The following is a 24,410-nucleotide window of genomic DNA, read 5'->3' as shown; positions in this document are numbered from 1 at the left end:
CTAAACTAAACCAATCTAATGAAAAAATTAATTACATGTTGCTTGTTATTATTATTAACCAGCAATATACATGCGCAAAATGCTGTTGTAAAACTACTTATAAACGGATCTATTTCTGGTAAAGTATTAGACGCAGCACTTAACGAACCCTTACCATATGTAACTATTGTTGTGAAAAACAACACTGGTGAAACCGTTACAGGAGGAATCACCAATGATGATGGAACTTTTAACATTGATAAAATTCCAGAAGGAAACCACGCTGTAAGCATTCAATTTATTGGCTATAAAACCATTACAAAAAACATTACCATAAACAAAGACAGCAAGCATGTAAACCTTGGTAATATTTTACTTGAAGAAGCTGCTGCTGCCCTAGATGAAGTTACAGTTGTTGCAGAAGTTTCTACCATTCAACAAAAAGTAGACAGAAAAGTAATTACTATAGGTAAAGACCTAACTACTGCTGGAGCTACAGCTTCAGATATTATGACAAACTTACCATCTGTAAATGTTGACCAACAAACAGGAAACATTAGCTTAAGAGGTAACGAAAATGTTCGTGTTATGGTTGATGGAAAATTAAGCAACGTACCTATTGCTCAATTACTAAAACAAATTCCTTCTACATCTATAAAAAGCATAGAATTAATCACTAATCCATCAGCAAAATACAACCCTGAAGGTATGAGTGGTATTATTAATATCATACTTCATAAAAACACAAAATTAGGCTTTAACGGAAACATAAATTTAGGTCTAACAAAAGAAGTGTATGCTAAATTCAACAGTTCCATAGATGTCAATTACCGTAACGGAAAATTTAATGTATATGGTAGTTATGGTAACAACATTGGTAAATGGGATAACTTTGGTGATATTGATAGACTAGATGATAATTCTAGACAAGATTTCAATTTCTTCAACAATAACAAGTCACATTTATTTAAAGTTGGACTTGATTATTATCTAAATGATAGAAACACCATCTCTTTCTTTACAAATCAAAACCTTTTTGAAGGTAATGGCATAGGAAACACACTACTAACAGATGCTAATTCTATTAAAAGACGTCAAATTTTTGGTGATGAAACCGAAAACAGTTCAGGACAATACAACCTTGCTTACAAACATGAGTTCAAAAAAGAAAATGAGACTTTAGATGTTGAAATAGATTACAATGATTTTAGTCAAGACCAAATAGCAGATTTCAACTTTATAAACTTCAATTTCCCTGAAGATTACATGGATTTTGTAGATACAAAGCGTGATCAAACAACAATAAATGTTGATTATGTAAATCCGCTAAACGAAAAAACAAAATTAGAAATTGGTGCAGAAGCCAGATTGTTCAACTCTACAATAGATTATAATTCTACCGGAATCACTTACAACAGCGAAGGCTTTGTTATACCAACACCAAGCACCTATTTTGACTACACAAGAAACATATACTCATTATATGCTACCTATGGAAAAACTCTTGAAAAATGGAGCTATCAAGTTGGCGCTAGATTTGAACAAGTAAATGTAGATGCAGAACCTTTACGTTTATTTAAAGACAACACTGTAGAATTATTGCCTTTTGAGAATGATTATTTTCAAGTATATCCATCGGCTTTTCTTACCTATACAGCATCTGATAAAAACTCATATCAATTAAGTTATAGCCGCCGTATAGATCGTCCAGGTTTACAACAAGTAAACCCTATTAGAGAATGGAGCACTCCACGTGTATCATCATTTGGTAACCCAGAACTTAAACCTCAATTCACAAACTCTGTAGAACTAAATTATACCAGAAACCTAGGAAAAGGTAGTATAACTGCTGGTGTGTTTTACAGAATTATTGAAGATCAAATAAGCCGCTACGTAAGAATAGATCGTACAAACTTATCAGATGCAAATTCTATTATGTCTTATGATAATTTTGATAACACAACAGCTTATGGTCTTGAAGTTTCTGGTAACTACCGTCCTACAAAATGGTGGAACCTAAATGGTAGTTTTGATTTATACTCACAAACTCAAAAAGGTCTAACAGAATACTTAAGCAATTACGAAAACCCAACTGTTTCTGATATTGTAACAATTAATAGTGAAGTAGAAAATTTAGTTTGGAACTTTAGACTTTTCAATAACTTTAGAGCTACTAAAAGGTTGAACCTTTCGTTATTTGCTATGTATCGTGGTAAAGAAGAAGGCGTACAATTTACAAGAGACCCAATGTATTTTGTAAACACAGGTTTACGCTATAGTTTCCTAGAAGACAACCGCGCTACATTTGGCTTTAATTACAATGACATTTTTGATACAATGAAATTTGCCTTTGAAGGCGATACGCCTTACCCAAATGTTGGAGAATTCAATTGGGAAAGCAATACTTGGAACATTACTTTTTCATACCGTTTTGGTGGTCAAAAATACAGAGCACTACAACGTAAACAACGTGATAATGACATAAAATCTGGTAGCGGCGGATTTATGTAAACTCATATTTGATAGCCAACATAATAGTTGATGGTTAGTGTTAATGTCTGGCTATTAAATAAAGAAACCCCAAAGTGTCACTGCTTTGGGGTTTTGCTTTTGTTAAACTCTCGTTAAAAAAAATAATTTATGTAATAATTTCAAACTTTTATCGTCTATAATAATAAGTGATAAGTTTTTAAGTAATCATAACTATAAGGTTTACACTTTATGGTTTAGTGTTAGTTAAAATTGGTTAATAGTGAAAAACCCGAACCTAATAAGGCTCGGGTTTTTCTATTTATAAAAGTCTGTTTGTTTAATTTACCACTTTATAATAGCACTTCCCCAAGTAAATCCACTTCCAAAGGCAGCAAGAACCACAGTATCGCCTTCCTTTATTTTTCCTTGCTCCCAAGCTTCAGTTAAAGCAATAGGAATAGAAGCTGCTGTTGTGTTTCCGTATTTTTGAATATTATTAAATACTTGGTCGTCTTCCAATTGGAATTTCTTTTGAATAAACTGCGCAATACGCAAGTTTGCTTGATGCGGAATTAACATATCAATGTCATTTACCTGCAACTTGTTTTTCATTAAGCCTTCCATAATTACTTCACTAAAACGAACTACAGCATTTTTAAATACAAACTGTCCGTTCATGTAAGGATAATAACTCTCATCATCAGGATTATTATCTGCTATAATATCATTTACCCAACGTTTTCCCATTCCTGGAGCTATCAAACTTAACTCTTCGGCATGTTCTCCTTGAGAATGCAAGTGCGTTGATAAAATACCTTTACTATTATCTTCTTCACGTGTTAAAACTGCTGCTCCTGCTCCATCTCCAAAAATCACCGAAACACCTCTTCCACGAGTAGTTTTATCTAATCCGTGAGAATGTAATTCACTTCCAATAACAAGCACGTTTTTATACATTCCTGTTTTTATAAAATTATCAGCAACCGATAACCCATACACAAAACCAGAACATTGATTACGTACATCTAATGCGCCAACTGTTTTTATGTCTAATTCTTTTTGAACGGTAACTCCTGGTCCTGGAAAATAATAATCTGGACTTAAAGTTGCAAAAATGATAAAATCAATGTCATCTTTATCAATTCCTGCGCGTTCTATAGCAACTTTAGCTGCTTTTACACCCATTGCAGATGTGGTATCACCACTTCCTGGTTTTACCCAACGACGCTCTTTAATTCCTGTTCGCTCTTGAATCCATTCATCACTGGTATCCATCAACTTGGTTAAATCATCATTGGTTACCACATTGTCAGGCACATAAGAACCTAAACCTATTATTTTTGAATTATACATATCATAAAAATTAGCTTCGCAATTTAAATATTTCAAAATAAAACCTCTTTAAAAAAAATAATCTATCGTTATGCACGCATAGCATTTTATATAATGTCACTTTGTCACTTTTTTAGGCTTGGTATTTTTTTTGTCTTTGGAATGAACATAATTACAAATACAATAAAACACATATATTATGGCAAAAGGAAACATTAATGTATCGGTAGAAAACATCTTCCCGCTCATTAAAAAATTCTTATACAGTGACCACGAAATCTTTTTACGTGAGTTAATTAGTAATGCAACCGATGCAACTTTAAAGCTAAAGCACTTAACCAGTATTGGTGAAGCTAGCGTTGAATACGGCAATCCGCAAATTGAAGTAAAAGTTGATAAAGACGGTAAAAAACTTCACATTATTGACCAAGGATTAGGTATGACTGCTGACGAAGTTGAAAAATATATCAACCAAGTTGCTTTTTCTGGTGCCGAAGAATTTCTTGACAAATACAAAGATTCTGCAAAAGATTCAGGAATTATAGGACATTTTGGTCTTGGGTTTTATTCAGCATTTATGGTTGCTGAAAAAGTAGAAATCATTACAAAATCTTACAAAGATGAACCAGCTGCACATTGGATTTGCGATGGTTCACCAGAGTTTACACTAGAAGCTCACGATAAAACCGAAAGAGGTACTGAAATTATTCTTCATATTGCTGAAGATTCTACCGAGTTTTTAGAAGACAACCGCATAAGCGAACTACTTACAAAGTATAACAAGTTTATGCCTGTGCCAATTAAATTTGGAACAAAAACAGAGACCTTACCAAAACCTGAAGATGCAAAAGAAGACGATCCTGCACCTACAAAAGAGGTTGACAATATTATAAACAATCCCAATCCTGCTTGGACAAAGCAACCAACAGATTTAGAAGACAATGATTACAAGAGCTTCTACCGTGAGTTGTACCCAATGCAGTTTGAAGAACCATTATTTCACATTCATTTAAATGTTGACTATCCGTTTAATTTAACTGGGATTTTATATTTCCCAAAAATGACTAACGACCTCAACATCCAAAAAGATAAAATTCAGCTATACCAAAACCAAGTATTTGTAACAGATAACGTAGAAGGTATTGTTCCAGAATTCTTAACCATGCTTCGTGGTGTTATTGATTCTCCTGATATTCCGCTGAACGTTTCTCGTAGTTACTTACAAGCCGATGGTGCTGTGAAGAAAATTTCGTCTTACATTACACGAAAGGTGGCTGATAAATTAAAATCGTTATTCAACAACAACCGTGAAGATTTTGAAGCAAAATGGGACGACATTAAAATTGTGATTGAATACGGAATGCTTTCTGAAGAAAAATTCTTTGAAAAAGCTGATGCCTTTGCATTGTACCCAACTGTAGATGGTAAACACTACACGTATGACGAACTTTACAATGCTATAAAAGCAAAACAAACTGATAAAGACGACAAACTTGTTATTCTTTACGCATCAAACAAAGATGCGCAACACAGCTACATTGAAGCTGCAAAAGCAAAAGGTTACGAAGTGTTATTTTTAGATTCTCCTATTGTTTCTCACCTAATGCAAAAACTAGAAACGACAAAAGAGAATATTTCGTTTGCACGTGTTGATGCTGACCATATAGACAACTTAATTAAGAAAGATGACAACAAGATTTCTAAATTGAGTGATGATGAAAAGAAAACGCTAGACGAACTTCTTAAAGAAGTAATTCCTGCTGAAAAATTCACAGTGCAATTAGAACCAATGGATAGCGATGCTGCGCCATTTATGATTACACAACCAGAATTTATGCGTCGTATGAAAGAGATGCAACAAACTGGTGGTGGCGGTATGTTTGGTATGGGCAACATGCCAGATATGTACAACTTGGTTGTAAACACAAATCATGAATTAGTTGGTGAAATTTTAAACACCAAAACCAAGAAAAAACAAGAACGTTTAATAAACCAAAGTTTAGATTTAGCGCGTTTAAGTCAAGGCTTACTTAAAGGTGAAGAACTTACAAACTTTATTAAGCGTAGCTACGACATGATAAAGTAAACAAATTATCAAGCTGAAGTTCATTCAGTAGTTCTTATACTAAAAAACCACTTCCTAACACGAAGTGGTTTTTTTTCATCCTAAACAAAAAGCGATGTTCCCTCACTAAAACACACCTTTTACCAATTCCTCATTTTACAACATCTTGGTCTTTGCTAGGTTTGACAGGAATAACATTAACACTTTGTATTATGAAAAACCCATTCAACTTAAGTATTAAATCACCTTGTCAAGAAAACTTTCAAAAATTTACGCCAACTGCAAAAGGTGGTTTTTGTGGTTCATGCGAAAAAGAGGTTGTTGATTTCACTAAAATGACGTCAGATGAAATTATTGCTTTTTTTAAGGTGAAAGAAACTCAAAACGTATGTGGCAGATTTAACAACAATCAGTTAAAAACCTACTCACCTACTCCAAAACGAAAAAAGTTAAGCTTTTTAAGCGCTGTTGGTTTAGCTTGTTTATCATTATTCTCGTTTGGAACTGCTCAAGCACAAAGCACATCAAAAGCATCACAAAATATAGGAAAAGATAATTCAAAAGTGCTTCAAGAATCTCAAGAAAGTAACATAACTGTTGAAGGCACTGTTACTGAAAACGAGTTGCCACTTCCTGGTGTAAACATTGTGTTGCAAGGTACCACTATTGGTACATCTACAGATTTTGATGGTAATTTCATATTTCCTGAAAAACTAAAAAAAGGTGATGTTTTATTATTTAGTTTTTTGGGGAAAGAATCAAAAAAGGTTGTTGTTACGAATCAGGATTCAGTTTATGATGTAGAACTAAAAATAGACATGAAAGACATCCCGCATATCATTATGGGAAAAGTAGCAACAAAAGAAGTGTATAGGTCTAAAAGAGATTAAACTACAACATGAGAAAAAAAACGCTCGTTATAATAACCTTTAGCATTGTAAGCTTTTCAGTAGCGCAAGTATCGGATTTTAATACTGTCGATTTTACTCGCGCTGATAATATTGCGAAATTAAACGAAGGAGAAGATCTTGACAACCTTCCGGTACTTGCGCATAAGCTTACCGCTAATCTTAAAACTGATGTTGAAAAATTTAGAGCTATTTATCTTTGGGTATGCCAAAATATAAAAGGAGATACTACTCAAGATAGTAAAGTTTTTAAATATAAAAGAAAGTTAGCACACGACACTGTAGCTTATTTAAAATGGAATAATGAGTTTAAAGTTAAAGCCTTAAAAAAACTACTTAAACGCAAAAAAACCATGTGCACAGGTTATGCCTATTTAATAAAAGAACTTTGTTTTTTAGCTGACATTGAATGCGTGATTGTTGATGGCTACGGAAGATCAGTTTCTGCCAATGTTGAAGCATTAGACTTTGCTAACCACTCTTGGAATGCCGTAAAACTTAATAATAAATGGTACTTATGCGATGCCACTTGGTCTAGCGGATTTTCTATAAACACAAATTTCATAAAAGATTATAATGATGGCTATTTTTTAACAGATCCTATTCTTTTTGCCAAAAATCATTTTCCGTTGAATAAAAAATGGTTTTTAAACGATTCGTTAGCCAATACAAAATTTACGCCTCAAGCTATTGTGTATGGTGAAACTTTTAAACACAAAATTATTCCTACACACCCAAAAACACTTAATGTGACCACTAAAAAAGACGAAGCATTACATTTTAGTTTTAAGACATTAGCATCTACATCACAAGATGACATTGAGCTTATTCATTTTATTGGTTTAAAAGAGCATGCCTTCAAAATTGAAAACTTTCAAATAAATGATAATAATATATCATTCAGCAATAGCTTTAAACACAAAGGTAATTACGATGTGCATTTAAAAATTGACAATAGCATTGTTGCTACATATACAGTAAGCGTCATTAACTAATAAGTTATGTACTTATTTCCCTTTGCACTCTTAAAAAAATGGGCGACCTTTGTTTTTTGATAAAATTTCAATATGAGTAATCACAAAGAATTTATGAAACGTGCCATTGCTATGGCAGACAAAGGAATGAGCTCAAATGCTGGAGGCCCTTTTGGGTGTGTTATTGTAAAAGATGGAGCTATTATTGCAGAAGGTCATAACTGTGTCACATCTACCAATGACCCAACAGCACACGCTGAAGTTGTTGCTATTCGTAAAGCTTGCGAAGTTTTAGGCAGCTTTCAATTAGACGATTGTGTTGTTTATACCTCTTGCGAACCTTGTCCTATGTGTTTAGGTGCCATTTATTGGGCAAGACCTAAAAAAGTATATTATGCATGTAATAAAGTAGATGCTGCAAATATAGGCTTTGACGATCATTTTATATACGAAGAAATTGACAAACCAATAACGGTAAGAAGCATTCCGTTTGAGCAAATGCTGCAAGATGAAGGTGTTTCTGTTTTTGATAAATGGGCTAGTAAAGGTGATAAAACCGAATATTAAAACCTTCATTGTTTTTAACGTATCTTTACTAAAATAGCAAATATGTCTTTTAAAGATTTACAATTTAGCGCACCTATACTTAAAGCCATTTCAGAACAAGGCTATGATTCTCCTACATTAGTTCAAGAGCAAACCATTCCTTTTGTTCTTGACAAAAATGATGTGATTACTATAGCTCAAACAGGAACAGGAAAAACAGCAGCTTTCTCGTTACCTATATTACAGTTATTACTTTCTAAACAAGACGCACCAAAACGCGGTAAAACTATAAAAGCTTTAATAGTAAGCCCAACTCGCGAATTAGCATTACAAATAGGTAATAATATAAAAGCCTATGGAAGACACACTAATTTAAGAACTACAGTTATTTTTGGTGGCGCTCCTATAGAACCTCAAATAGACGTACTCACCAAAGGCGTTGATATTTTAGTAGCAACACCTGGCAGATTGATTGATCTTCAAAAGCAAGAAGTTATAAATTTAGACCATTTAGAAATTCTTGTTCTTGATGAAGCTGACTTAATGCTAGATATGGGATTTATTGATGATGTAAAAACTATAGAAAAGTTATGCCCTGCTGAAAAACAGGTGCTTTTATTCTCTGCTACAATGCCTTTTAAAGTAGAGCAATTAGCTAATAACATACTAAAATCGCCTAAACGCATTGAAGTATCTCCTACAGCAACAGCTGCAAAAACGGTAAGTCAACTTCTTTATTATGTACCTAAACGCAACAAAATTGAACTTTGCTTGCACTTACTTCGAAACGAAATAAAAGGAAGTATCTTAATCTTTAGACGCACCAAATTTGGTGTTGATAAACTAGAAAAAACCTTACTTAAAAATGGCTATTTGGTAGATACACTTCATGGTGATAAAAGCCAAAATGATAGACAAACAGCGCTTAAGAAATTTAAAAATGGACTGGTAAATATCCTTATTGCAACAGATGTTGCAGCTCGTGGTATTGACATTAATGAATTAGACGCTGTTATCAATTTTGATTTACCAAATATCCCTGAAACTTATGTACATAGAATAGGTAGAACTGGTCGTGCCGGAAATACTGGTAGAGCTTACTCGTTTTGCTCTGCTGATGAAAAAAACTATGTAAAAACTATTCAGCAGTTAATTAATAAGGAAATTACTATTGAGGAAAATCACCCATATCCTTTAGACCCAAAAGCTAAACCCATAGCTCATAAAGCTAAAAGTTCTGGAAGCAAACACAAAAAAGGTCGTAAAGGCAGCGGATCTAAAAAGAAAAAACGTCGCTGGTATTAGCATACAATATATTAACTTATTACAAACTGCTATCATAAATTGGTAGCAGTTTTTTTTATTGATATATTTATAGTTAATAACACAATAATCTTTTTGCTACATGCTCAAGCAGCTACTTCTTTTTTTTGTTCTATTTATAAGTATTACAGGCTTTTCTCAAATTACTATTAAAGACAATAAAACTCAATCTCCAATATCTTATGCAACCATTTCCTTTGGTAACGGGCAAGGCATCTTTGCTGATGATGAAGGCGTTTTTGTTTTTACTAAAAAACTGTATCATGATGTAGATTCTTTACGCATATCTGCTTTAGGTTTTAAAGAGTATGTTACAGACACTAGTGCTTTGCCTAAAACTATTTTTTTAGAAGAAGAAATAAGCACACTTGACGAAGTTGTAATTCATGCAAATTTAGAAAACAGGAAATTTAAAGAAGAAACCCTAAAACCATACCTAGATGATAATTACTACCATTGCTGGCTACCAACAATAGAATCTGAAATAGCTGTGTATTTTTCTAATCCAGATAGTCAATTAAAAAAAATAACAACTATACATTTCCCTATTACTTTAGAATCTAAAGACTGGGATAAGCGCAACCGAAAAAACGCTGAAAAAAAACCATTTTCTACACTTTTTAAAGTGAAATTTTACAAAAACAACAATGGAACTCCTGGAGATGTACTCACTTATGAGAATATTATTTTTAGAGTCACTGAAAAACATGGTGACTTGTACGATTTAGATATTTCAGATTTAGATATCTTTTTTCCTAAAACCGGCTTTTTTGTTTCTATTCAAGTGTTAGGATATACCGATAAAAACGGAAAACTACTACCTAATAAAAAATACAAAGAAATTAAAACCCGTGAAGGTGTTGTTAAAATACCAACAAACTTCAGACCTTTGCTTCCTTTTACAAATGAAATAAAAGGAAATAACACATATATAAAGCGTGTGTTTTTAAACAACAACTCTTGGACACGTTTCCAAAGAGGTTCTATGGATTCCAGTCTTCTTAAATCTGGACTTACTAATTACGGTGTTGGTATCTCATATAACGCATATAAAGATGAGTAACCCTTGGCACTTATATGTAATGGCTGCCCTTTATATAATGGCTGGCATACTGCATTTTTTAAAACCTAAAATATATTTACGCATTATGCCAAGGTATTTACCTAATCATAAACTATTAGTTGCATTAAGTGGTGTTGCAGAAATTGTTTTGGGTATTACCTTACTTTTTGAAAGCACAAGAGCTTTTGCTGTATATGGTATTATTGCTATGCTTTTAGTTTTTTTATTAGTGCATTTTCACATGCTATCAGGTGAAAAAGAAAGTGCTGGATTTCCAAAATGGCTTCTTATTCTACGCTTGCCATTACAGTTCATATTAATAGCTTGGGCATATTGGTATTTGTAACATCTCTTACTCCACAGGAAAATCAAAATACGTATTAGGAAATGGCTCATCTCGTAAAGTGAAATGCCACCATTCTTTAGAGTAATTCCTGAAACCGTGTTTTAACATCACGCTTTGTAATAACTGCCTATTTGCTTTTTGTTTTTCTGTAATGTGTTCATAATTTACCCAAGACTCTTCTCCAAAAAAATCATAAGGACTTCCCATATCTATTGGTTCAAAAGTATTTCCATCAATAATGGTTAAATCTACCGTACTACCACGACTATGTCCAGAACGCGAAGCAATATAGCCGTCTCTAAACAAATGACGTTTATTCACTTCAGGATAAAACTCTTTTTTATTTATCGTATCATTTAGGTCTCTTGCCCAGGTTATAAAATGATTTACAGCTGGTTGTGGCCTGTAACCATCATATACTCGCAAACATAAATTTTTAGACTGAAGTTCATCTTGCACACTCTTTAATGCTTTTGCCGTTTGCTCTGTCAAGATTAACGTATTGTCATGATAGGTATTTATTGTATCACCTACAAAATTGTGTGTTGAATAATATCGTAATTCTACATCAATATCAGGAATTACGGTATCAACATACACGAATCCCTTTGGCAATTGCTGTTGATAAGTAAAAGCGAATATCAAAAACGTAGAACTAAATAATAAAATAAGAGCTTTAATTTTCATAATTCTGTTTCTTGTTTATAAAGCTACGCATTAGTTTTTTAAGAAGAAAAGTCGATAGGATTAAAATAAAAAAAACCGAGGTCCCTCAACCTCGGTTTAATCTGATTTGCATCTTTATTTATGTTGTTAGATTTAGGGTTTCTCGTATCAACGACATAATGCAAATATTAATTAATTAATCCATTGAACTAAAAAGTAATTTTTTAGTACATTTCAAATGTAAAACTTAATATGAATAATAACGTTTAAGTGTATATATTTTCGATGAAATGCACTTTTTTTTAACATTTATAAGTAGAATATTACTTTTTTACAACTTAAAAACAATGTATAACAACTTAATCTACAACAAATAAAACATGAACACTACATACATTTTTCACATAATTACACGTTATCACATCTGATTATGATTTTAGTTTGTATTTTTAAATAACAATTGAGGGTTTATGAAATTATACGCATTAGCTATTGCATTTTTTTGTCATTTTACAATAATGGCTCAAGCTTCAGACTTTATTTCTACTAATGTTACTGTGAATACATTTGTTGATGGCACATTAACGTTTCCTAACGAGGCAAAAAATCCGTCATTAGCCATTCTTATCTCTGATTATGGTCCAATAGACAGGGACGGAAATCAAAATTTTCAAAAAAATAATCTCTTAAAAAAACTAGCCGAAGGCTTATCTAGTCATGGTATTGCTGCTTTTAGATATGACAAACGTATTGTAAGACAAATACAACGTGGCCGTGTTGATAAGACCATAACTTTTGATGATTTTGTAACAGATGCCATTTCTATAATTAACTATTTTAAAAACAGTAAACAATTTAAAAACATCTATGTAATAGGACACGGACAAGGAAGTCTTGTTGGAATGATTGCTGCTCAAGAATATGCAGATGGATTTATATCTCTTGCTGGTTCAGCAAAAACAATTGACACTGTTATTTTAGAACAAATAAATAAAACAGTTCCAGGTCTTGTTAATGAATCTGAAAAAGTTTTTAATGTTTTAAGGCAAGGCAAAACAACCGATAGCTTTCCTCCTGCTTTAGCTTCTATATTCAATAAAGACACACAACCTTTTATGAGTAGTTGGATGCAGTACAATCCGCAAGAAATTTTAAAAACCTTAAACATGCCTGTATTAATAATAAATGGCACTAAAGACCTACAGGTTCCTGAAGATGAAGCAAAGCAATTACATACTGCTGCTCCTAATAGCTCTTTAAAGATTATAGAAAACATGAATCATGTGCTATTCACTATTCAAGGAGATGATTTAGAAAACTCAAAATCTTATAACGAATCTTTTAGAAAACTTTCAGAGGCTGTTATACCTACACTTTTAGATTTTATAAAGTAAACTACCCTAAAAAATACGCGTTAAATAAAAAAGCATCCCAATCGGGATGCTTTTTCTTACTAACCAACCAAAAATATGAGTTACTACTTTTATTAAAGTAACCACACTTTAATAAAATTTTGTGTAGTAACATTTTGTATAAATAGATATTCAAAACTCGTGCCAAAGTTTATTTTGTAATTTCAAAATTTAAACATATCTTTATGATATCATTTTAATATCAAATTAAACTAATCACTATAAACTTATGGAACAAGAGAAAATCATCATCCCTGCAAATGGTTACTTAATGCTTTTTGTATTTTTATTTCTATTTATTGGAAGTATTAGCATAGCTATTATTACTGAACAGCCTTTATATATAATCTGCACCTTTATTGCACTACTTATAGCGCCAGGCTTTGTAATGGTACAACCTAATGGTTCACGTGTTTTACTTTTATTTGGAAAGTATGTTGGCACTATTAAGAAAAATGGTTTTTATTGGGTAAACCCATTTTACACAAAAAAGAAAATTTCGTTACGAGCTAGTAACTTTGATAGTGAGCGTTTGAAAGTAAACGATAAATTAGGAAACCCTGTAATGATTAGTACTATTTTGGTTTGGCGTGTTCAAGACACTTACAAAGCTGCTTTTGATGTAGATAACTATGAAAATTTTGTTCGTGTACAAACCGATGCAGCTGTAAGAAAACTAGCAAGCATGTATCCTTATGATAATTTTGCTGACGAAGGTGTTGATGAAGACATCACATTACGCTCTAGTGTCAACGAAGTTAGTAGCGCTTTAGAAAAGGAAATTGACGAACGTTTATCTATTGCAGGTATTGAAGTTCTTGAAGCGCGAATAGGTTATTTAGCCTATGCACAGGAAATTGCAAATGCCATGCTAAAACGTCAACAAGCTACAGCTATTGTTGCTGCCAGACATAAAATTGTTGAAGGAGCAGTAAGCATGGTTGAAATGGCTCTTGAAGAACTTAACAAAAAAGAGATTGTAGCACTTGATGAAGAGCGTAAAGCTGCTATGGTAAGTAATTTAATGGTTGTTTTATGTGGTGACAAAGATGCTTCACCTGTATTAAACACAGGAACTCTAAACCATTAATAAATATGACTTATAAATACATTTTAGTTGATGGCTACCTTGAGATTGATAATGAAAAAATATCCTTTTCAAAAAGATCTGATGACTCGTTAAAAAAACGAAATCGTTCTAACATAATCATAACAATAGTATTCATTGGATCTCTGCAGTATTTAATGAAAATAAATGCCCTACACAAAATTAAAGATTATATAGATGTTTTTTTGAGTGCTTTAGGCTTGCTTGTATCGGCTTATTTAATTTATTATTTAGTTTTTAAAAAAGTATGGTCTAAAAAAATTACTATAAACACCATAAGTAAAATAATAATTAAAAAAGATGACTATGAAACTGAAGTTATTATAAAGCTTTTAAACAAGCGCGAAAAAGAATTAAATTTCAGGACACTAGAAAATCAAGTAGAACCCTTTATAGAACAATTAAAAAAAAGAAATTCCCGCATTAAAATATCACATGAAAGAGTATAAAACAGTAAATACCAGATTAGGAATAGCTAGGCGAAATGAAAAGCTAGACGAACTACGCAATCAATATGCTAGAGAAGGATGGCAACTTAAGTTTATGCATCAAAACCTAACCATGATGATTTTAGAACGTGATAAAAACAGATAATATGAAAAAACGCATCTTACTTTCATTCCTTTTTGTGAGCGCGTGCATAATCGCTCAAAATGATATCGTTTCAGAAGATTTTATGCTTATGAATGATAGCATTAAACTTCCTGGTACATTAACTTATAACAAAAGTTTAAAACAACAACCTCTTGTTATTTTTGTACACGGTTCTGGAAATGTAGATAGAAATGGCAACCAAATAGGACTTGCAAACGCCAACTATATAAAACAACTATCTGATAGTTTAGTAAAGCGCGACATTGCTTTTTACAGATATGACAAGCGCTCTGCAACCTGGGTCAACCTTCGATATATGATGAAAAACATGTCCTTAAATGCTTTTGTTGAAGATGTAAATATTGCGATCAATCAATTTAAAGATGATAAAAAGTTTTCTTCAATAACCCTAATTGGTCATAGTCAAGGGTCTCTTGTTGCTATGCTTGCCGCAAACAATCACGTAAACAAATATGTTTCTCTAGCTGGACCATCAAGTCCTATAGATGTTATAATGACAAAACAACTAAAATCTCAAAATGATTCTTTAGGCATAAAAGCCGAAGCACATTTTAAAGAACTAAAGACAACCGGCACAATAAAAAAAGTAGACTCACAACTAATGGCTATTTTTGCAAAACCTAATCAACCATTTTTTAAATCTTGGATGCAATATAATCCGTCAGAAGAAATAAAAAAGCTAAATATTCCTATATTAATCCTAAATGGTACAAAAGACTTACAGGTTTTTGAAACTGATGCTGAAAATTTGCATAAAGCAAACCCTAAATCTGAACTAGTCATTATACCAAACATGAATCATGTTTTAAAAACCATTGAAAATGATGATGATAATGAAACATCATACAAAACACCAGATTTCTCCTTATCACAAACACTGATAAACACGCTAGAAACGTTTATAAAAAAATAATATGTCAAAAAAGAAAGCCTTTGCATTACGAATTAATGAAGAGATGCTCAAGGCCATTGAAAAATGGGCTTCTGATGAGTTTAGAAGCACCAATGGTCAAATTGAGTGGATGCTTATGCAATATCTTAAAGAGCATAAACGCGAACCAAAAAAGAAAAAAGAAGAGTGACTCAACAAGAGTCGCTTTTTTTATACCCGTTAATTTTGGTATTTTGCAACTTCTAAAAAAATATACTCAATATGGATAACCAACCTATTTTTACAAACGATGCCATTGTTTTTGGTTTATTAATGCTTGCATTAGGATTTGTTTTTTTTACTGAATCTAAAAAAACGGGGTTTTGGCCTGTATTTTACAAATACATTCCTGGCTTATTAATGTGCTACTTAATACCAGCAATTTTTAACTCATTAGGATTAATATCTGCTGATACATCTCAAACCTATTTTATTGCAAGTCGCTATTTATTACCAGCTTCATTAGTACTACTAACAATAAGTATTGATTTAAAAGCCGTTTTTAATTTAGGGTGGAAAGCTTTGGTTATGTTTTTTACAGGAACCATCGGCATCATTATTGGCGGTCCATTAGCCATATTATTAATTTCAAGCTTTTCTCCAGAAACCGTTGGCGGCGCAGGTTTTGATGCCGTTTGGAGAGGATTAGCCACACTTGCAGGAAGCTGGATTGGTGGTGGTGCTAACCAAGCCGCTATGCTAGAAATTTATGAATTCAACCAAGAACTTTATGGCGGTATGGTACTTGTAGATATTGTTGTTGCGAATATCTGGATGGCTATTATTTTATTAGGAATAGGCAAAAGAAAGAAAATTGATAATTGGCTTAAAGCCGATAATACAGCCATTGACGAGCTACAACAAAAGGTTCAAAGCTTTAGCGATAAAATTACACGCATTCCAACACTTACTGACTTAATGATGATTCTCATGTTTGCCTTTGTAGCCGTAGGAATTGCTCATTTTGGTTCAGAAAAAATATCAACCTACTTAACAACAAATTTTGAAGCTGTTAGTGATCCTAAAAGTGCTTTATCGTCTTTTGGTAGCAGTTTTTTCTGGTTAATTTCTATCGCAACGCTAATAGGTATTTTACTATCGTTTACAAAAGCTAAAAACTACGAAGGCGCTGGAGCAAGTAAAATAGGTAGTGTATTTATTTACATTTTGGTAGCCACTATAGGTATGAAAATGGATTTAGGTAAAATATTTGAAAACCCAGGACTAATACTTATCGGTTTAGTTTGGATGGCTATTCACGCCGGGCTTTTAATTTTAATTGCCAAACTTATTAAAGCTCCTTATTTTTTCCTTGCTGTAGGAAGTCAAGCCAACGTTGGTGGCGCTGCCTCTGCTCCTGTTGTTGCCGCTGCTTTTCACCCTTCGTTAGCTACAGTTGGCGCGTTATTGGCTGTTTTTGGCTACGTTGTAGGAACTTACGGCGCAATACTTTGTGCAGAGCTTATGAAAATTGCTGCCGCAGGATAATAGTTATAAAATAAATTAAGATATTAGCGCTCGCAAATTTTTTATTAAATACACCAATATTTTAAGCTGATGAAAAAACTAGCTGTATTACTTATAGCATTCATGGCATTCTCTTGCGGAAAAGAGAATCACAACCTAACTGTAAAAGGTCATGTAAAAGGCCTAAAAAAAGGAACTGTATACCTTGAAAGAGCTCAAGACTCAATACTTGTAATAGCAGATTCTTTAGCACTTACAGGAAATTCTGATTTTGAATTACATGCAAATATAGATGAACCTGAAGCTTTTTATTTAAGACTAGATAGAAACAACACAAATGAAAAACAAGACAAGATTGTTTTCTTTGCTGATAAAGGTATTACTGAAATAAACACGACGCTTAAAAATTTTGTTTTTGATGCTACAATAACTGGTTCTAAGCAGCAAACATTATATAATGAATATTTAACTGTTTTAAATCGTTTTGGTGATAGAAACCTAGATCTTATTAAAGAGAATTTAGAAGCCAAACAAATGGGAGATTCGGCAAAAATAGTATCGAGTGAAAGAGCTCTAACAAGCCTTTTGAAGAGTAAATATTTATATACTGTTAATTTTGCTGTGACTAACAATGATAGTGAAATATCGCCTTATTTAGCACTTACAGAAATATATGATGCACAAACCAAATGGTTAGACACTATAAATAATGCTTTAACACCTAGAATAAAAAATTCTATGTACGGCAAGACACTTCAAAACTTTTTAGAAGAAAGAAAAGCTTCTGAAGAATAGTTTATAAAAAAAGCCTCTCATAATACGAGAGGCTTTTTTTATTACATTAAGTTACTTCAAATAATAAAAAGTATTATGCATAAAAAAACTCCAACATAAAACGTATTGGAGTTTTTTAAATTTAGAGCCGATGGAGGGACTCGAACCCACGACCTGCTGATTACAAATCAGCTGCTCTAGCCAGCTGAGCTACATCGGCAAAAGCGGTTGCAAATATAATCTTGAATTTTATATTTGCAAACATTTTTTTTCTTTTTTTAATTAAGCTTATTAATTTTCTCTATTAAAGCTCTTCCTTTTTCTTCTAGCTCTTGGTTTATTGCTTTAAAATGCGCCTTTTTATTTTCAACATCTTTAGCGTTTACCTTGGCAATTAAAGAATCAAATGTTTCTATAGCTTCATCTATAATTGCTTCGCTCTTTTTTGTATCTGCATCAGTGTTTGCGTATTCCCAAACATATACTGCTTCAATAATATCTCCTAAAACATAATTAATGTCTTTCTTAAGGTCTCTTTTATTTGCCATAATTCAAATTATATTTATTTGTCACAAAATTACATTAATATACCATATAAAATGTTATAATTTTTTTAAATATTAGCGCTGTATCAATTTTATTAGTAGCTTTACAACAATGAATGCATTAAAGGCGACATATAACTATAATTTTAACCGTTTCTCACAACAGATGAAGTCGGTTACTATTTGTATGTCTAAAACCATACCTTATATGCATCTTGAATAAACGTTAAAAAATTATATAACAACTATAAATTAAAAGGTGCTTTTGTAAAAAGGCACCTTTTTTATTTTAATCACTTTTTAATCATTTAAATTTTAATCATTATGAAAACAATTAAATCCATGACACAAACCATGAAACGCGCGTTAAATTTTATTAATAGTATGAATGTTACTTATAAAACATATCACCACTACAAACTCACTCCTATATTATTATACCCATAAAACAAACACACATGAAAACTCATAGAAACACACATACAAATGCTAATTTTAAAGTAACTAAAGATATTAGCAATGCAAATGGCTTTTTGTTACCATACACACTTTACAATAAAGTGAAAACTATAGCAACATATCCTGTCAAGGAATTTTATTTACAGAACGTTCCTGAATTAACAGATTATAAGTTTAAAATGCATAAAAATGCTTTTGTAAATGATACTTTAACCATACAAGCCCAATTAGTAAAACAAGATGCTAATGGCTATCTGGTAAATATCATTGTTACTAAAGCAAAAAAATCTTCTAAAAACCAAGAAACTATTTGTAGTGCTTTGTTTGGATTTCCTTTAGAAGAGAGAGCTTTTCAGGACAATAAAACTGCATGTTAGATAAAATTCCCGAGTGTTTCACTTGGGATTTTTTTTATACATAAACCTCAAGAAGCTTGGCATTGTCTGACTTGATAGTAAATGTTTTTATTGCTGATGGCATTAAAACAGTTTCTCCTTTTTTTATAACTTCAGAAGCTTGGTCTGTAATAATTTCTGCTTCGCCTTCCACACACATATAAATCATAAACGAATCATGCGTATTTTCCTTAAGAAGTGTTTGCGTTACTTCAAGATAGCTTGTTGTAAAATAAGGACAGCTGACCATTTCATTAGAAACATTTTGCTCTTTTGTGTATGCTACTCTAAAATTATTGGGCATATCAAAATCAAAAGCATCTATGGCTAAATCATTATGAAGCTCACGTGCATTTCCTTGATCATCAACACGATCCCAATCATAAACACGATAGGTTATATCACTTGTTTGTTGTATTTCAGCTAGCATAACTCCTGCCCCAATTGCATGAACACGACCTACTTCAATAAAATATGTATCGCCTGCTTTTACTTTATCAAAATTAAGGATGCTTGTTAAAGTTTTATTTTCTAAATGGTGTAAGTATGTTTTTGCATCCATTTCTTGATTAAACCCAACTATCAAGTTTGCATCGTCATCGGCTTGCATCACGTACCACATTTCGGTTTTACCAAAAGAGTTATGGCGTTTTTTTGCTAACTCATCATTAGGATGCAGTTGAATTGACAAATCTTCTTTTGCGTCAATAAACTTTATTAGTAAAGGAAATTTATCACCAAAAATCTTATAGTTTTTTTCTCCTATCAAATCAGACTGATACGATTCTAGTAAGTACTTTAAAGACTGACCTTGTAAAGTGCCATTAGCAACAATAGAAGTATCTCCTTCAACATCACTAATTTCCCAGCTTTCTCCTACATTAGGTAAGTTGCTGTTTTTATTTAAAATATTCTTTAATTTATTTCCACCCCAAATTTTGTCTTTTAATATAGGTGTAAATTTTATTGGGTATAATGTCTCTTTCATAATTTTTGCCCTGAATAGGTTACAAAGTTTCTTGGTGTTTCATAAAGTGTTATTTCTAAATCTAAATCATTCTTTAGTTTAGGTTTTAACTTGTTGTAAATGATAACAGCTATATTTTCGGCTGTTGGGTTTAAGTCTTTAAAAGCTGCAACATCAAGGTTTAAGTTTTTATGATCAAAAGCATCTTCTACTTCACTCTTAATAAGCTCTTTAAGGGTTTTCATATCTATCACAAACCCTGTTTCATTATCTATCTTTCCGGTAACACTAACTATGAGCTCATAGTTATGCCCATGATAGTTTGGGTTACTACATTTACCAAATACAGCTTCATTTTTCTCATCTGTCCAATCTTTTCTATATAGCCGATGTGCTGCGTTAAAATGTGCTTTTCTACTAACAGTTACCCTCATTTTCAATAATATTTATATGTTCATAAAATTTATCAAAAATAATTTTAAACCAGGCCGTATATTGCTCTGGATTCAAAGAAATATCTACTTTTAAGTCTTCTAAAGACATCCATTTCCAAGCAGCTACTTCATCAGGGTTTATTTCTGGCTCATCTGTAAAATATCCTATTAAAATATGATCATACTCATGCTCTGTTAGGCCATTATCAAAAGGCGCTTTATATATAAAAGAAGTTGTTTCTTTTAAGTCTGTAACAAACCCCATTTCTTCTTGCAAACGACGTTTTCCTGCTTCTATATTATTCTCACCTTCACGTTGATGACTACAGCATGTATTTGTCCATAAGTTAGGAGAATGATATTTGTGAGCTGCGCGCTGTTGTAACATTAACTCATTGTTTTCATTGAAAACAAACACAGAAAATGCACGATGTAACAAGGCTTTCTCATGGGCTTCCATCTTGTTCATTAATCCTATTTGCTCATCGTTTTCATTGACGAGAATAACCTGCTCTTCTTTCATTTATATATTAATGGTTTTTTGCTTGTGACGATACAACATATACAAAGCATATCATTAGAAACAAGCATTTTTATTACTTGTTTCTAAAAACAAATTTACAAAATAGCAAATGGTTTTTGGTATGAAAGCTATCACTTTTTAAAACATAATACCCTGACTAAACAATAGACAGGGTATTAATAAAGAATAAGCTATTAACCTTATTCCCGAATAATGAACATCGACCTACGATTTAATTGATGTTCTTCTTCTGTACACTCTACACCATTTTCGCATTGGTTTATTAATTGAGATTCTCCGTAGCCTCTTGCGGACAATCTACTATTACTTACCCCTTTATCGTAAAACCACTGCAATGTAGATTGTGCTCTACGTTCAGATAATTTTAAATTATATGCATCTCTTCCTCTAGAATCTGTATGAGACTCGATGTGTATTTTTAGTTTTGGGTACTCGTTTAATGCTACCAATATTTTAGCTAATTCTATTTCAGCATCTGGGCGTATGTTTGATTTATCATAATCAAAATAAATTGGTTGTAATGTTAATCGACATCCTAAATCATCTGGAGGACAAGGATCTGTAGATTTTAAAGTCATAGGCATATTTAAAACTATAGGCATTTCTATGGCTTTTGGGTTTTTAGGTGTTTCTATTATTTCTTCCCTAGGGTTATAACCTTCTTTTTTAGCTCTGATAATATATTGCTGATCGCAGTCTAACTTAAAAGAAAACACAGCATCTTCTCCAACTACTAACTTATCTATTTCATTATTGCTACTATCCAGCAAAGTGACCTCGGCATTTGGAATTACATCGCCTGTAACTTCATCTTTGATTGGACCTTGTATAGTAATCTCACATCGTTCCCATATTTGATAAATATCGTCACTTTTACTGCCTTCTTCTCCATCTCTATTTGATGCAAAATACCCTATTCTTCCTTCTTTTATAATGAAACTAAAATCATCTTTCAAGCTATTTATAGGTTCTCCAAATGTGGCTATTTCTCCAAAACCTTCATTTGTTATTTTAGTAACATAGATATCTAAACCTCCCATACCTGCATGTCCGTCACTTGAGAAATACAGGTTGTTTTCAGAGCTAATAAACGGGAATGTCTCTCTGGCAACGGTGTTAATTGTGTCTCCTAAATTAACTGGTTTTGTATAAATATCATCACCCAGAATATCTACATACCATAAGTCTGACATTCCTAATGTTCCTGGCATATCTGAAGCAAAATAAAGCCTGTCTTCTTCTGGATTTAATGCAGGATGCCCTATTGAATAACTATCACTATTAAAAGGCAACTCTTTTACATTTTCCCAACGATCTCCACTTTTTGTGGCTTTATATATTTTAAGCTTCACAACATGGTCTTTATCTCGACCTTTCTTACCATTTATAAAATTGTTTCTAGTAAAATACATAGTGTTGCCATCTTTAGTAAATACTGCTGTAGACTCGTGATATTCTGAATTAACATCACCTTTTAAGGCTATAGCATCTACAACGTTTAGCTCGTCATCAACTGTAGCTTGATATAAATCTAAAAACGGTTGATTATCCCAACCTGATAAGTCTGCAGATTGGTTTTCAAAGTTTTTTATAGATTCATCACTTGATGTAAAAACGATATGGTCTCCATAAAATGCAGGTCCAAAATCTGAATATCCTGTATTTACTCCTATTTTTTCAATCTCAAACAGTTTATCCTGAACACCTTTTTCAAATAATGTATCTGCGACATTTTTATAGGTTTCTATAGCAATGGCTTTTCCGCCTTTTGATTTATATACATCCATTAACTTATTTGCTTCATCTTGCTCTCCAATACTTTTAAGACATTGTGCTGCCCTAAAATAATCTGTTGTAACAGCGTCAGAAGGAAACTCATTTATTAAGTTATAATACCATTTGGCTGCGCCAGAGTATTCACTATTAAAATAGTATGTATCTCCTAGTTTTCTATAAATTTCAGCAGAGCGGTATCCATTATCTACAACTTTTAAATAAATCTGTCTTGCATCTATATAATCGTATTTATCATATTTTGCGTTTGCTTTTTCAATTTTACCTATTTGTGCAAATGTATTTACATTACAAAAAAGGCAAACCAAGCATATTACTACTTTGTATATATATGTTTTCATAATTATCATTGTTTAGAAAAATCTTGGGGTTAGTATACGTTCGGTTTTATTGAAAACATCAAACCTTAAGAATATCTCATAAGAGCCGTCGCTATATTTTTCAATATCTGTTGTTTGAAAATCGTATCCCATACCCACAAACAGCTTGTTAGTAATTTGAAAACCAGCCATAGCACTAATGGCGGCATCCCACCTGTAAGCTGCTCCTAAAGTGAACTTTTCATTAAATAAAAAGTTTGCTGATAAATCTGCTTGCAATGGAGAACCACTAACTGCTTTTATCATAGTTGCGGGCTTAAATTTCAGGTTTTCACTAATATCAAATACATAACCTGCTATAAAAAAGTAGTGTAATCGTTCTATAGCTACTGCGTTAACATTAACATCATCTAAACTATCTGAATTGTAATGTTTGGAGTTTAAAAAGTTAGGAACAGATAGTCCTAAATACAATCTATCTGTATTAAAGAAAATTCCGGCTCCAATTTGAGGCTGAAGTTTTTTATCTACATTTTGAGAAAATTGCGGGTCATTAGCATCATAAATATTCAGTTTGGTATAATCTACATCAAGAAGATCAACTCCCGCCTTTAAACCAAATGATAATCTTGATATTTCAGATAAAATTATTGAATAAGAATAGTCTACAACAACATTTGTTTCTGTAGCTGGTCCAATTTTATCACTAACAATAGACAAACCTAAACCCATTCTTTTAAGTTCTCCTAAAGGTGAGTTTATAGTAAAAGTTCCTGTTTGAGGAGCTCCTTCAAAACTCACCCATTGTGTTCTATATAATAATCCAAAACCAAGCGCTTCTTTAGACCCTATATAACCAGGGTTTACAGCTTGAGTGTTATACATATATTGTGTGTATTGTGGATCTTGTTGCGAAAAGCTTAAATTAACACTAATAAAAGCTAATAGTAATAATATATAATATTTCATGT

Annotated in this window: 25 protein-coding genes and 1 tRNA gene; 17 read left to right on the top strand and 9 right to left on the bottom strand. The window is 32.3% G+C overall.

Annotation, left to right across the window (positions count from 1 at the left end; translation table 11 throughout):
* Window positions 1-18: 18 nt before the first annotated feature.
* A complete protein-coding gene (locus ABD690_RS09225) occupies window positions 19-2,490 on the top strand; it encodes a TonB-dependent receptor (RefSeq protein WP_344729675.1) in 2,472 nt (823 codons plus the stop codon).
* 303 nt (window positions 2,491-2,793) lie between these two features.
* Here ABD690_RS09225 and ABD690_RS09220 read toward each other — a convergent pair whose 3' ends face one another.
* Window positions 2,794-3,804 carry a 3-oxoacyl-ACP synthase III family protein gene (locus tag ABD690_RS09220; RefSeq protein ID WP_134198810.1) on the bottom strand — a complete coding sequence of 337 codons (1,011 nt, stop codon included), beginning with the start codon at window positions 3,802-3,804 and terminating at the stop codon, window positions 2,794-2,796.
* 178 nt (window positions 3,805-3,982) lie between these two features.
* Here ABD690_RS09220 and htpG point away from each other — a divergent pair, with 178 nt between their 5' ends.
* The 7 genes from htpG to ABD690_RS09185 all read left to right on the top strand — a co-directional run bounded on the left by htpG (window position 3,983) and on the right by ABD690_RS09185 (window position 11,008).
* The gene (gene htpG / locus ABD690_RS09215) at window positions 3,983-5,869 is read left to right on the top strand and encodes a molecular chaperone HtpG (protein ID WP_344729673.1); all 1,887 of its coding nucleotides are present in this window, start codon (window positions 3,983-3,985) and stop codon (window positions 5,867-5,869) included.
* Window positions 5,870-6,060: 191 nt separating this feature from the next.
* Window positions 6,061-6,738: a carboxypeptidase-like regulatory domain-containing protein gene (locus tag ABD690_RS09210; RefSeq protein WP_344729671.1), complete on the top strand. Its 678-nt coding sequence runs from the start codon at window positions 6,061-6,063 to the stop codon at window positions 6,736-6,738.
* 8 nt (window positions 6,739-6,746) lie between these two features.
* Window positions 6,747-7,751, top strand: a complete 1,005-nt coding sequence (locus ABD690_RS09205; RefSeq protein ID WP_344729666.1) for a transglutaminase domain-containing protein — start codon at window positions 6,747-6,749, stop codon at window positions 7,749-7,751.
* 72 nt (window positions 7,752-7,823) lie between these two features.
* Window positions 7,824-8,297 carry a nucleoside deaminase gene (locus ABD690_RS09200; protein ID WP_129759029.1) on the top strand — a complete coding sequence of 158 codons (474 nt, stop codon included), beginning with the start codon at window positions 7,824-7,826 and terminating at the stop codon, window positions 8,295-8,297.
* Window positions 8,298-8,339: 42 nt separating this feature from the next.
* Complete coding sequence (locus ABD690_RS09195; protein ID WP_344729662.1) at window positions 8,340-9,581, top strand: DEAD/DEAH box helicase; 1,242 nt, start codon at window positions 8,340-8,342, stop codon at window positions 9,579-9,581.
* 100 nt (window positions 9,582-9,681) lie between these two features.
* Complete coding sequence (locus ABD690_RS09190) at window positions 9,682-10,662, top strand: peptidase associated/transthyretin-like domain-containing protein (protein WP_344729658.1); 981 nt, start codon at window positions 9,682-9,684, stop codon at window positions 10,660-10,662.
* The gene (locus ABD690_RS09185) at window positions 10,655-11,008 is read left to right on the top strand and encodes a DoxX family protein (RefSeq protein ID WP_344729653.1); all 354 of its coding nucleotides are present in this window, start codon (window positions 10,655-10,657) and stop codon (window positions 11,006-11,008) included. Before ABD690_RS09190 ends, ABD690_RS09185 begins: the two co-directional genes overlap by 8 nt.
* A 6-nt stretch (window positions 11,009-11,014) precedes the next feature.
* Here ABD690_RS09185 and ABD690_RS09180 read toward each other — a convergent pair whose 3' ends face one another.
* Window positions 11,015-11,695 (bottom strand): M15 family metallopeptidase, encoded by a 681-nt coding sequence (locus ABD690_RS09180; protein ID WP_344729650.1) that lies wholly within the window; start codon window positions 11,693-11,695, stop codon window positions 11,015-11,017.
* Between the two features lie 449 nt (window positions 11,696-12,144).
* On the opposite strand from ABD690_RS09180, the gene ABD690_RS09175 reads away from it, so the two are divergent.
* The 8 genes from ABD690_RS09175 (at window position 12,145) to ABD690_RS09140 (ending at window position 18,002) form a co-directional block, all read left to right on the top strand.
* On the top strand, window positions 12,145-13,068 hold the full coding sequence (locus ABD690_RS09175; RefSeq protein ID WP_344729647.1) for an alpha/beta hydrolase: 924 nt from the start codon (window positions 12,145-12,147) through the stop codon (window positions 13,066-13,068).
* Between the two features lie 247 nt (window positions 13,069-13,315).
* Window positions 13,316-14,176: an SPFH domain-containing protein gene (locus ABD690_RS09170; protein WP_344729645.1), complete on the top strand. Its 861-nt coding sequence runs from the start codon at window positions 13,316-13,318 to the stop codon at window positions 14,174-14,176.
* 5 nt (window positions 14,177-14,181) lie between these two features.
* Window positions 14,182-14,643 carry a hypothetical protein gene (locus ABD690_RS09165; RefSeq protein WP_344729643.1) on the top strand — a complete coding sequence of 154 codons (462 nt, stop codon included), beginning with the start codon at window positions 14,182-14,184 and terminating at the stop codon, window positions 14,641-14,643.
* On the top strand, window positions 14,630-14,788 hold the full coding sequence (locus ABD690_RS09160; RefSeq protein ID WP_344729641.1) for a DUF4177 domain-containing protein: 159 nt from the start codon (window positions 14,630-14,632) through the stop codon (window positions 14,786-14,788). The genes ABD690_RS09165 and ABD690_RS09160 overlap by 14 nt, the downstream gene beginning before the upstream one ends.
* Before the next feature lies 1 nt (window position 14,789).
* Window positions 14,790-15,722, top strand: coding sequence for an alpha/beta hydrolase family protein (locus tag ABD690_RS09155; RefSeq protein ID WP_344729639.1), 933 nt, complete (start codon window positions 14,790-14,792; stop codon window positions 15,720-15,722).
* A 1-nt stretch (window position 15,723) separates the two neighbouring features.
* Window positions 15,724-15,891 (top strand): type II toxin-antitoxin system antitoxin, encoded by a 168-nt coding sequence (locus ABD690_RS09150; RefSeq protein ID WP_344729637.1) that lies wholly within the window; start codon window positions 15,724-15,726, stop codon window positions 15,889-15,891.
* 71 nt (window positions 15,892-15,962) lie between these two features.
* Window positions 15,963-17,228, top strand: a complete 1,266-nt coding sequence (locus ABD690_RS09145; RefSeq protein WP_344729635.1) for a DUF819 family protein — start codon at window positions 15,963-15,965, stop codon at window positions 17,226-17,228.
* Window positions 17,229-17,297: 69 nt separating this feature from the next.
* A complete protein-coding gene (locus ABD690_RS09140; RefSeq protein ID WP_344729633.1) occupies window positions 17,298-18,002 on the top strand; it encodes a DUF4369 domain-containing protein in 705 nt (234 codons plus the stop codon).
* A gap of 125 nt (window positions 18,003-18,127) precedes the next feature.
* Here ABD690_RS09140 and ABD690_RS09135 read toward each other — a convergent pair.
* Window positions 18,128-18,201, bottom strand: a tRNA-Thr gene (locus tag ABD690_RS09135).
* A gap of 58 nt (window positions 18,202-18,259) precedes the next feature.
* Complete coding sequence (locus ABD690_RS09130; protein WP_344729631.1) at window positions 18,260-18,529, bottom strand: hypothetical protein; 270 nt, start codon at window positions 18,527-18,529, stop codon at window positions 18,260-18,262.
* 455 nt (window positions 18,530-18,984) lie between these two features.
* On the opposite strand from ABD690_RS09130, the gene ABD690_RS09125 reads away from it, so the two are divergent.
* Window positions 18,985-19,362 (top strand): hypothetical protein, encoded by a 378-nt coding sequence (locus ABD690_RS09125; protein WP_344729629.1) that lies wholly within the window; start codon window positions 18,985-18,987, stop codon window positions 19,360-19,362.
* A 34-nt stretch (window positions 19,363-19,396) separates the two neighbouring features.
* Here the strand turns inward: ABD690_RS09125 and ABD690_RS09120 are convergent, their stop codons facing one another.
* The 5 genes from ABD690_RS09120 to ABD690_RS09100 all read right to left on the bottom strand — a co-directional run bounded on the left by ABD690_RS09120 (window position 19,397) and on the right by ABD690_RS09100 (window position 24,408).
* Window positions 19,397-20,368 carry a type I phosphomannose isomerase catalytic subunit gene (locus ABD690_RS09120; protein ID WP_344729627.1) on the bottom strand — a complete coding sequence of 324 codons (972 nt, stop codon included), beginning with the start codon at window positions 20,366-20,368 and terminating at the stop codon, window positions 19,397-19,399.
* Entirely contained in the window at window positions 20,365-20,781 is a 417-nt protein-coding gene (locus ABD690_RS09115; RefSeq protein WP_344729625.1) for a 6-pyruvoyl trahydropterin synthase family protein, read from the bottom strand. Before ABD690_RS09115 ends, ABD690_RS09120 begins: the two co-directional genes overlap by 4 nt.
* On the bottom strand, window positions 20,765-21,304 hold the full coding sequence (gene idi, locus ABD690_RS09110) for an isopentenyl-diphosphate Delta-isomerase (RefSeq protein WP_344729623.1): 540 nt from the start codon (window positions 21,302-21,304) through the stop codon (window positions 20,765-20,767). The genes ABD690_RS09115 and idi overlap by 17 nt, the downstream gene beginning before the upstream one ends.
* Window positions 21,305-21,504: 200 nt before the next feature.
* On the bottom strand, window positions 21,505-23,460 hold the full coding sequence (locus ABD690_RS09105) for an OmpA family protein (RefSeq protein WP_344729621.1): 1,956 nt from the start codon (window positions 23,458-23,460) through the stop codon (window positions 21,505-21,507).
* 12 nt (window positions 23,461-23,472) lie between these two features.
* Window positions 23,473-24,408 (bottom strand): PorP/SprF family type IX secretion system membrane protein, encoded by a 936-nt coding sequence (locus ABD690_RS09100; RefSeq protein ID WP_344729618.1) that lies wholly within the window; start codon window positions 24,406-24,408, stop codon window positions 23,473-23,475.
* Window positions 24,409-24,410: the final 2 nt, after the last annotated feature.

This window comes from Corallibacter vietnamensis (assembly GCF_039537875.1).
Lineage (GTDB): Bacteria > Bacteroidota > Bacteroidia > Flavobacteriales > Flavobacteriaceae > Corallibacter > Corallibacter vietnamensis.
This window is presented reverse-complemented; position numbering and strand designations above follow the sequence as displayed.